The organism is Burkholderia sp. Ac-20349, assembly GCF_017104865.1.
GTDB lineage: Bacteria > Pseudomonadota > Gammaproteobacteria > Burkholderiales > Burkholderiaceae > Burkholderia > Burkholderia aenigmatica.
Window position 1 is genome coordinate 1 of the sequence record NZ_JAAGPM010000218.1, and the last position, 8,980, is coordinate 8,980.

The following is an 8,980-nucleotide window of genomic DNA, read 5'->3' on the forward strand; positions in this document are numbered from 1 at the left end:
TGCTGTCGTGCTGCGCGCGGCGGCTGCGCTGCGGCGCGGGCGCAGCCCGGCAGCGCGCAGTGGCGCTCGCGTGGCACGCGTACGAAGACGCCGTCCTCGCATCGGCACAGACACGCCGCTCGCCCGCGCGGGCGATCCGCTCGGAGAAAACGGTCGGCAGACTGATCGACAAATACCGGATCCAGGCGCATTACCTGCAGCACGGTTGCTGGCTCGGCGAGCGCAGCGTGTTCGCGCTCGCGCGCCGGGCGGCACAGGCCGGTGTGCCGCTGTTCGCCGTGCACGGGATACACGATCCCGTTTGCCCGGCCGGCAACGCCGCCCGCCTCGCGCGTGCCGTACCCGAGGTCGAGATCGAACGCGTGCATGCCGGACATCTGGCAGGCGACCCGGCGTTGGCACGCAGCGTCACACGCGCCGCGGCTGCGATGTTCGCTACCGTCCCCTGTCCGTGACGGTTCATGCCGGGCGCAACCCGGCGCCTGCTCACGTCATGACGCGACAACAGGCGCGACCGCGCGACGCTCAATCCCATGCATAGCGCACACCGGCCCACGCACCGCGCGGCGCGCCCGGCCCGACGAACTGTTCGCTCACCGGACTGGTGCCGTCGAACGTGTGGTTCGGTCCGTTGAAGAAGTTCTGGCCGAGCGCGCCGAAGCTCGCGTAGCGTTTATCGAACAGGTTCGTCACGCTCGCGAACACCTCGAACCGTTTCGTGATCCGGTAGCGCATGTCGAGATCGACGAGCACGTAGCCCGCGATCCTGCCGTTCACGTCCTGGTTGTTCTCGTCGCCGCGCGCGTACACGCCGCTGCGCCACGTGACGTTCGCGCCGATATCCCATGCGTGCGTCGCCGCGTAGTCGAGCCTCAGCTTCACCGTGTGCGCGGGAATGCCGGGAATGCGGTCGCCCGGCTTGACCTTCACGTTGCCGTCCGCGTCGGCCGCCGAATTCGCCGGGCTGTGTTCGGTCCACGACGAACGGTAGGTCGCATCGACATAGCTGTACGACAAGCCGACAGCGAGCGGGCCAAGCCGCGTGCGACCCGCAAGTTCGAGACCCTGCCGCCGCGTATCGCCGACATTGCGGAAATAGCCCTGCGCGCTTGCCGGACTGCTGATGAACTGGATGTCGTCGGTCAGTGTCGTGCGGTAGGCCGCGGCGCTCCAGGTCGTCGCCGCGCCGACGCGTCCGCGCAAGCCCGCTTCGAACGTCTTCGAGATCACCGGCCTGAGTGCCGGATCAGCGACGAAGTCGTTCGGCAGCGAACACGGGGCGGATGGGTCCGCGCAGGCCAGCTCGATCGCGGTCGGAGAGCGTATCCCTTCGTTGTACGCCGCATACGCGGTGAAGCCCGCGACCGGGTTCCAGTTGAGCCCGACCGCAGGGTTGAAGCGCGAGAACGTATGGTTGCCGTCGAGCAGCGGCTGCACGCCGCTCTCGTCGCTGATCTGCGCTTTCGACCAGTCATAGCGGCCCGACAGCGTCAGCGTCCAGTGCGGCGACAGCGACAATGCGTCGCTCAGGTATACGCCGAGGTTCGCGTTGCGCGTCTTCGCGCGGGTCTGCTGGACGAAATCGCCGATGCCGACCGCCGCGCGGGTGTCGGTGAAGTACGCGTCCTGCGACGACGCGACGTAGCTCGAGTTCGCTATATCGACCGCGCCGCCCGCGATCAGACGGTTGGCCATCCCGCCGAGCTTGCCGAGCAGCGTGAGCTGCACGCTGCCGCCATAACTGTCGGTGACGATCGTCGATTGCGCATTGCTGCCCTGTACCGTGTCGACTACACCATCCTCGCCGACGGATCCATAGTCCGTATTGTTGTTGCTGCTCGTATTGGCGTTTCTCAGGTGCCGGTAGTATGCGTTGCCGCTCAGCTCGACGTTTTCACCGAAAAACCGGTCGCCCGACAGCGTCAGGTACCCGGCGCTGTTGCGGTTCAGATCCGGATACGTGTACGCCTGCTTCGGATTACCGAGGAATGAGCGCGGAATCGTCTGGGTGCCGTATAGCGTGTTGTCCGCGCCGCCGCCGGCGATCGACAGCGTCGTGTCCGCATCGACGTAGCGCAGCTTGCCGAACGCCTGTCGCACGCGGCTCGCGTTATGGTCCGCCCAGCCGCCGTCGTTCGCGACGTTAGCGGTTGCATAGTAGTCGAGGTTCGAGCCGATCGTCCCGCCCTGCTCGATGCCGACGGTCTTGCGCCCCCATGAGCCGCCCGACACCTCCGCCTCTCCGCCCGGGCTCGACTTGCCGTTCTTCGTCGTGATCGCGAGTGCGCCGCCGAGCGTATTGCGCCCGTAGACAGGATTGGATCCCGGAATCAGTTGCACCCGATCGATCGCCTGCTCGGGCAGGATGTCCCAGTTCACGACGTCGCCGAACGGCTCGTTCACGCGCACGCCATCGACGAACACCGACATCCCCTGCGGCGTGCCCAGCAGCGGCGACGCCGTGAAACCACGATAGTTGACGTCCGTCTGGTACGGGTTGCCCTGCGCCTCCGAGACCGTCACGCTCTGCAGGTTCGCGGCAAAGAAGTCGGTCAGCGTCGCACGATGCTGTCGGTCGAGTTCCGCGCCACGCACCGTCTGCACGTTCCCCGGCACCTCCGACAGCGGCGTGCCGATTCCGAGCAGCGGTGTCGTACCGACGACGACGATGGCAGGCAACATGACGGCCGACGTTTGCGGCACGATGACCGCGGCCGGTGGCACCGCGCCGTCCGCCTGCTGCTGCGCATGCGCGCCACCGGGCGGCAAGCCGACCAGCGCGAGCGTGCCGAGGGCCGTACCGACGCGTCGTACACGCCGGCCGCCTCGCATCGCACAGCGCCACCCGGATGCATATGGCCTCCTGATCATTTCCTTTGTCTCCGCGCTTGTATTCCGCCGGTTCATGCAATGACTGCACGGCGATATGGTGTCGAGAAGCGCACGTGCGAGAACTGTGCCAGCGCTGCCTGCGCCGCGCCCCGATTCCCGGCGGCACGGAAGCGCGCGACGGCCCGCCTGTCCCGCGTACTGCACCACCTGTCATGTTTGGCAACACTTCATGCGCGGCGGTGTACCTGAATGCAACACCTTCGTGGATGCCATGGCGCGACGCGTCCGACAGCGCATCACGCGCAGTACGCCGTTGTGCCGCGCCGCGCCAGCTTCGCGCCGCGATGGCATGCGACTTGCGTAACCGGCAGTGCACTCGGCCCGGAATCCCAACCGTGCCGGCGCGACGAACCGTTCGCGGCGGTGCGATCACAATGACTCAGGAGACAACCATGAAGAAACTCTCGGCTTCAGCGAGCCGGCTGGCGACGATCGGAATCGCGGTGGCGGCCGCCGTCGCGCTGAACCCCGGCCTCGTGGAAGCGGCCGCGGACTACCCGGCCGTGACCTACCAGCGGCTGACCGATGCACACACCGATCCGGGCTGGCTGACCTACTACCGCACCTACGACGGCCGCTCGCATTCGCCGCTCAAGCAGATCGACACCTCGAACGCGAAGGATCTCAAGCAGGTGTGGGCCTACAAGTTCCCCGCCGACCTGAAACAGGGCTTCGAGGCCACGCCGATCGTCAACGGCGACTATCTGTTCGTGACGACGCCGAAGGACAACGTCTACGCATTCGATGCCAAGACGGGCAAGCAGCTGTGGAAATACGAGCCGAAGCTCGGCGCCGCGTCGTTCAAGACCGCGTGCTGCGACGTCGTGAATCGCGGCGTCGCGCTGTACGGCAAGAACGTCTATGTCGCGATGCTGAGTGGCGAAGTCGCCGCGCTCGACGCGCAGACCGGCAATCTCGTGTGGAAGAAGCAGATGTTCGAACCGGGCCTCGGCTACGCGTTCTCGCTTGCACCGCTCGCGATCGACGGTGCGATCGTCGTCGGCACGTCCGGCGGCGAATACGGTATTCGCGGCTACATCGCCGCGCTGAATCCGGAGAACGGCTCCGAAGTCTGGAAACGCTACACGATCCCCGCTTCCGGAGAAAAGGGCGCGGAAACCTGGCCCGACGGCATGCAGAGCCATGGCGGTGGCGCGGCCTGGCTCACCGGCACGTACGACGCCGCGTCCCGCACGCTTTACTGGGGTGTCGGCAACCCGGGCCCGTGGCTCGCGGCGCTGCGCCCCGGCGACAACCTGTATTCCGACTCGCTGCTCGCGCTCGATGCGAAGAACGGCAATCTGAAGTGGCACTACCAGTACACGAACAACGATACGTGGGACTACGACGGCGTGAACGCGGCTGTCCTCGCGGACATCAAGTACAAAGGCAAAGACTACGACGCGATCATCCACGCGGATCGAAACGGTTTCTTCCACGCGATCGACCGCACGACCGGCAAATTGATTTATGCGACGCCGTTCGTGAAGGCGCTGTCAGTCACCGGTTACACGGCCGACGGCAAGCCGATCCAGGACGAATCGAAGTTCCCGAAGGCCGGCACGACGATTGAAACGTGCCCGAGCTTCCTCGGCGGCAAGAACTGGTGGTCGATCTCGTACGACCAGGAACGCAACATCGCGGTCGTGCCGGCGCTGCATGCGTGCATGAGCCTCACCGGCAAGTCGGTCAGCTACATGGAAGGCTTGCCGTATCTCGGCGAAGGCTTCGAGATCAAGCCCGAACCGGGCAGCGAGGGCTACGGCGAACTGACGGCAATCGACGTCAACACCGGCAAGAAGCTGTGGAGCCACTGGTCGAAGAAGCCCTGGAACGGCGGCGTCGCGACCACCGCGAGCGGTCTCGCGTTCAGCGGCTCGCTCGACGGCCACCTGTATGCGTTCGACACGGCAACCGGCAAGGTGCTCTGGGAGAGCCCGCAACTCGCGAGCGGCATTATTTCCCAGCCGTCGGTGTATGAGGTCGACGGCAAGGAATATGTCGCCGTGCTCGCCGGCTATGGCGGTGCGAACCCGATCTGGGGTGGCCCGATGGCCGACATCGCCAAGGACGTTCCGCGCGGCGGCACGCTCTACGTGTTCGCGCTCGACTGAACAGGCATCAGGCCCGAGTCGCGCCCGCATGCGCCCGATGTGGGCGCGACGCCCTATCCGCTTCAACCGGACACACGACCATGAATACTCGTCTCACTTCCGTTACCGTTGCCAGTCTGCTCGCCGTGGGCGTGGCGCTGACACCGGCAGCCGCGTCGGCCGGCGTGCGCATTTGCACGCTGCCCGGCAGCCCGACCACGGCGCTCGACCGATCCGTTGCGCGCGAAGTCTTCCGCACCGCAGGCATCGCCGCAACGTTCAACAGGCGTGGCGTCGACGACGATGGCGGCGACGACGGCATCTCCGCCAGCGAGCTGAAGAAATCGCTCGAACGCGACTGCGATGTGATCGCGGGTTTTCCGCGCTCGGAAATCGCCGATGCGTCGGGATCCAGAATGACGTTCTCGCAGGGTTATCTGCGCTCCGGATACGTCAGCGTGTCGTTGCGCGACGCGCAGGCCTCGTCAGGTGCAAAGGAAACGATCGCGGCCACGTACGGCAGCCCGTCGCAGCTGATCGCCGCACAGCAGCCGAACGCCCGCTTCGACCTCGAAAATACGAGCGAGAAAACGATCGGCGCGGTCGCCGCGGGCCGTGCCCAGCGCGCAATCGTCTGGTATCCGAGCGTCGTCGCATACGAGCATGCGCACCCGCACCAACGGTTCCAGGTTGCGGCGACTTCGTCGCCGTACTCCAATTGGCAACTGTCGTTCGCATTCGGCCCGGGCAAGGACGCATTGCAAAAGCGCATCGACGCAACGTTGTCTCGAATGAACGGCGATGGCCGCCTCGCGTCGCTCACGCGCGCGTGGGCGCTTCCGGACACCGTCACGCAGGCCACCGCTGCGCGTGCAACCGGCCGGTTTCTCGACGGCGCGGTCGCATCCGCACAACAGCGCCCGGCAAAGAGCGGCTTCGTCAAAGTTTCCGCCAGCGAAGGCGACGAGATACCGTCGTTCGACCAGGCACAGGTACAGCATGGCAAGAAGCTCTATGCCGACGCCTGCGCAAAATGTCACGGCGACCAGCTCGAAGGCAACACCGCCCCCGCCTTGAGCGGAGAAGCCTTCGCCCCGGAGGGCAAGTCGCACATCACGGTCGGCGGCATCTTCCAGTACCTGTCGAACAACATGCCGGCCGATCGCCCCGGCAAGATGTCGGCACAGGAATACGAGGATGTGATGGCATTCCTGCTTTACTCGAATGGCTACGATGCGTCCAAGCACAAGCTGACCGCCGATATCGCCACCGCGTCGAAGGCGCCGCTCATCGCCGGACCGCGCAAGTAACTTTCCCGCCCGCTTTCGTTTCGACCGCCCCCCGCACCGGGAAGCATGCCCGGCGCGCGGGCCGGACTTCATCTTTTCATTTCACGCCGGATAACGCCATGACCTCCCCCAATCGCAGAACCTTCCTCGTCCACGCGGCCAGCCTGTGCGCCACACTCGCGGCCGGCACCCGCGCATTCGCGGCCGCACCGCCCGTCGACGAAAACGACGCGGCCGCGAAGACGCTCGGCTACCGCGCAAAGGCCACAACCGTCGACGCGGGCAAGTTCCCGAAGTACCAAGCTGGCCAGACCTGTTCGAACTGCCGGTTCTACAAGGCCGCCGCGGGCGAATCCTCGGGCACGTGTCCGATGTTCACGGGCAAGGTGGTTGCCGCCGAAGGCTGGTGCAACGTCTATGCAAAGCTTGCTTGATCCCGGCCCCGCGCGCGGACGCGACAGCGCACCGCGCCGCGGCACGGACACCGAACGTGCGGCGCATCTGCATGCGCTGATCGCGCTGAGCATCGATCGCGGATACGTGACGCACGGCGAAATCACCGACGCGTTGCCCGACGATGCCGCCGAAGACGCGGATGTGGACGCGGCCGCGTCGGTGCTCCGCGAGCTCGGTATCGAGGTACGCGAGCATGCCGGCGCGCGTACCGCGTGGACACTCGACCGTCATTTTGCGCAGCCGCCGGAAGTCACGTTACCGCTCGCCGACGCATCGACGCCACTCGCGGCCGACGATCTGCTCCTGGGCCGAACCAACGATCCGGTCCGGCTCTATCTGCGGGACATGAGCGCGACGCCGCTCCTCGAACGCAACGAGGAGATCGCGCTCGCGCTCCATCTGGAGCGCGGGCGGGCGGCATACATCGACGCGTTGAGCCGGGATCCGACTGCGCTCGCCGGCATCGCGGCGATGGCGGACGACGTCCGCGCCGGCAAGGTCGCGGCATCGGTCTACGTGACGGGGTTCGCCGACGATGCGGAATCGCTCGCCCAAGCGCCCGCGATGCTGCCCCACGATTCACCCGGGAACGACGTGGCGCCCGATCCGACCATGGAATCGCCGGCACCGGAAGGCAGCACGGGCCTCGCCCCGGACAGCCCGGCGTGGCGCGATGCGGTCGCCGAATCGCTCGCGCGCGCCGGCGCGCTCGCACCGGCGATGCGACTCGCATTGAACGTCGACGGGTTCGCCTCGGCCGGTTATCGCGCGCTGATTCGCGAGGCTGCCGCGTTGACCGGCAGGATCCGCTTCACCTCCCGCGCAATCGAGCGTATCGGTCATGCGATCGGCGAACGCGCCACCCAGGCACGCCAGATCGAAAAACAGCTCGTCGATACCCTGGCCGCGTCGGGCATGCGTACCGGATCCACGCGCCGCGACCTCTTCGCACCGTGCGACGACGCGCGCGCATGGCTGCACGAATGCATCGCCGCGCATCCGGAATGCGCCGCTGCCCTCGCCCGCCACGCGCCGGCACTGATCGACGCCCGTCTCGCACTCGCCCGTCTCGCCGGCCAGTCGCCCCTGCCGCTCGACATCGCGGTCGCGCTCGATGCACGGCTGTCGCGGATCGACCGCGCGATGCAACCCGCGAGAACGAAGCTGTTCCGGAGCAATCTTCGGCTCGTCGTATCGGTCGCCAAACGGTATCCCGATCGCGGCCTGCCATTCCTCGATCTGATCCAGGAGGGCAATATCGGCTTGTTGAAGGCCGTCGATCGCTACGATCACCGGCGCGGCTTCAAGTTCTCGACCTATGCGACCTGGTGGGTCCGGCAGGCCATCACGCATGCGCTCGCCGATCAGGGCCGCACGATACGCGTGCCCGCGCATACGGTCGACTCGCTCAACAAGCTCTCGCGGCTCGCGCGAACGCACCGGCAACGAACCGGCGATGTCGCCGACGCGCCCGCGCTCTCCACGCAGATGCAGTTGCCCGTCGACAAGATACGCGAACTGATGAGCATCGTGCGCGAGCCCGTCTCCGCGGACTCGCCCATTTCGCCCGATCATGACCTCACGTTGTGCGACGTCACGATCGACCCCGATGCGCCAACCCCGGAAGAATCCGCGAGCGCCGGCCAGCTTCGTACCGCGGTGGCGACGCTGATCGACAGCCTGCCCGCACGCGAAGCGTGGATTCTTCGTCTGAGGTACGGCATCGATGTCGAAAGCGAGTATTCGCTGCGAGAGATCGGCCGGCAACTGAACCTGTCGGCCGAACGCGTTCGCCAGATAGAGGTGTCGGCGCTCGAACGAATCCGGCAATTCAGGCACGCACCGGCACTGCGATCGCTGCTCGCCTGACGCGATCGCCTCAGCCGCCTTTCGAGCCGAACGCCATCTGCTCAGGACTGCAACACACCGTGCTGCATTTCTGAACGCTCCGCCGCCTCGCGCTACCGTCCGCGACGTCGCCCGTTCGCACGGATCGATCGACACGCGCCCGGCTGCCGCGGCTGTCGCCACATGCGTGCATCGAACATCAATACTGGCATGCATGTTGCGTTTTCCCGAACGCCGTCAGGCACCACAAGAACGCAAGGAGACTCGTTTGTCCACGATTGAATCGGTTCTTCACGAAACCCGCCAGTTTGCGCCGCCCGCGGCGCTCGAGCAGGCGGCGACCATTTCCGGCATGCCGGCCTACCGTGCGCTCGCCGCCGAAGCCGAAAACGATTACGAAGG

At 66.3% G+C, this 8,980-nt stretch carries 5 protein-coding genes and 2 pseudogenes; 6 read left to right on the top strand and 1 reads right to left on the bottom strand.

Annotation, left to right across the window (positions count from 1 at the left end; genetic code table 11):
- A pseudogene (locus G3N61_RS36485) lies at positions 1 to 455 on the top strand (prolyl aminopeptidase); the annotation flags it as partial.
- Between the two features lie 70 nt (positions 456 to 525).
- Here G3N61_RS36485 and G3N61_RS36490 read toward each other — a convergent pair.
- The gene (locus G3N61_RS36490) at positions 526 to 2,871 is read right to left on the bottom strand and encodes a TonB-dependent receptor (RefSeq protein WP_205824830.1); all 2,346 of its coding nucleotides are present in this window, start codon (positions 2,869 to 2,871) and stop codon (positions 526 to 528) included.
- 413 nt (positions 2,872 to 3,284) lie between these two features.
- On the opposite strand from G3N61_RS36490, the gene G3N61_RS36495 reads away from it, so the two are divergent.
- The 5 genes and pseudogenes from G3N61_RS36495 to G3N61_RS36515 form a co-directional block, all read left to right on the top strand.
- Complete coding sequence (locus tag G3N61_RS36495; RefSeq protein WP_175021162.1) at positions 3,285 to 5,006, top strand: methanol/ethanol family PQQ-dependent dehydrogenase; 1,722 nt, start codon at positions 3,285 to 3,287, stop codon at positions 5,004 to 5,006.
- 80 nt (positions 5,007 to 5,086) lie between these two features.
- On the top strand, positions 5,087 to 6,295 hold the full coding sequence (locus G3N61_RS36500; protein WP_205824831.1) for a c-type cytochrome: 1,209 nt from the start codon (positions 5,087 to 5,089) through the stop codon (positions 6,293 to 6,295).
- Between the two features lie 98 nt (positions 6,296 to 6,393).
- On the top strand, positions 6,394 to 6,708 hold the full coding sequence (locus G3N61_RS36505) for a high-potential iron-sulfur protein (protein ID WP_205824833.1): 315 nt from the start codon (positions 6,394 to 6,396) through the stop codon (positions 6,706 to 6,708).
- The gene (locus G3N61_RS36510) at positions 6,665 to 8,599 is read left to right on the top strand and encodes a sigma-70 family RNA polymerase sigma factor (RefSeq protein WP_241018074.1); all 1,935 of its coding nucleotides are present in this window, start codon (positions 6,665 to 6,667) and stop codon (positions 8,597 to 8,599) included. The genes G3N61_RS36505 and G3N61_RS36510 overlap by 44 nt, the downstream gene beginning before the upstream one ends.
- A 247-nt stretch (positions 8,600 to 8,846) precedes the next feature.
- A pseudogene (locus G3N61_RS36515) lies at positions 8,847 to 8,980 on the top strand (AMP-dependent synthetase); the annotation flags it as partial.

What these genes read in the sequence shown, in the direction of transcription:
- G3N61_RS36495 (WP_175021162.1), top strand. Translation starts at nt 3,285, where the DNA reads ATGAAGAAACTCTCGGCTTCAGCGAGCCGGCTGGCGACGATCGGAATC.
- G3N61_RS36505 (WP_205824833.1), top strand. Translation starts at nt 6,394, where the DNA reads ATGACCTCCCCCAATCGCAGAACCTTCCTCGTCCACGCGGCCAGCCTG.
- G3N61_RS36490 (WP_205824830.1), bottom strand. Translation starts at nt 2,871, where the DNA reads ATGATCAGGAGGCCATATGCATCCGGGTGGCGCTGTGCGATGCGAGGC.
- G3N61_RS36500 (WP_205824831.1), top strand. Translation starts at nt 5,087, where the DNA reads ATGAATACTCGTCTCACTTCCGTTACCGTTGCCAGTCTGCTCGCCGTG.